This is a genomic window from Microbulbifer harenosus (assembly GCF_005771435.1).
GTDB classification, from domain to species: domain Bacteria; phylum Pseudomonadota; class Gammaproteobacteria; order Pseudomonadales; family Cellvibrionaceae; genus Microbulbifer; species Microbulbifer harenosus.
In genome coordinates this window covers 1-667 of the sequence record NZ_VANI01000058.1, presented here as the reverse complement: position 1 = coordinate 667, position 667 = coordinate 1, and the positions used below count along the sequence as shown (strand labels likewise).

General features: G+C 46.2%; 1 protein-coding gene. It reads right to left on the bottom strand.

The window, feature by feature from the left end; translation table 11 throughout:
* Window positions 1-202: 202 nt before the first annotated feature.
* Window positions 203-667: hypothetical protein (locus FDY93_RS19315; RefSeq protein WP_220446268.1), on the bottom strand; the 465-nt coding region annotated here is incomplete at its 5' end.

The window sequence follows — 667 nt, the reverse complement described above, 5'->3', positions numbered from 1 at the left end:
GATGGTAGAACATCGGGTTACATCGTTCTGAGAAATAACCTCCTGTGATTTATCAGAGTGTGTAACAGAAATTTATACGACTTCACGTCGCAATTAACGTTGCGCTCTGGGGCAGTTTACTTTATGCACCTTTGTGCGAGAATGCGAGCGTAGCGAGCCGCATAAAGGTGCATAAAGTAAACTGTCCCTCAGCAGCGCCTGGTTATACACCTTGTTGCCTGAGCTGGTTATGGACCTTCCTCACTCCGAGATAAATCAACCGAGTTAACTCAAAGATAAACAGTATAATAAGACCGTAAACCCAGCCAAACAATGTGCCAAATACCTTTGGAGCGCCATCCCGCTGAGCCAAATCCATTTTGATCTCTTCGTTTGGCGCATACATGATTGAATACTCCCAGAACAGTAAGGTTGACCCTGCAACTACAATCCATCCCAAAAAGAACATAGCCCCGAGGCGTAAATACCACTTAAACCGTAGGAGAGCCAGAAAGCTCGGCAGCAACATGATTACTGGAATCAGTCGAATCATATTTTGAATAAATTCATACTGATACATATGCCACCTTGTGTATAACGCCCAGCGCAGGCGCAGCCAGCGCGGAGCGCATTTTGTGTTAATGTTTGAGCGCCAGCGAGTAACACAAAAGGCGCGTAGCGTTGGCTG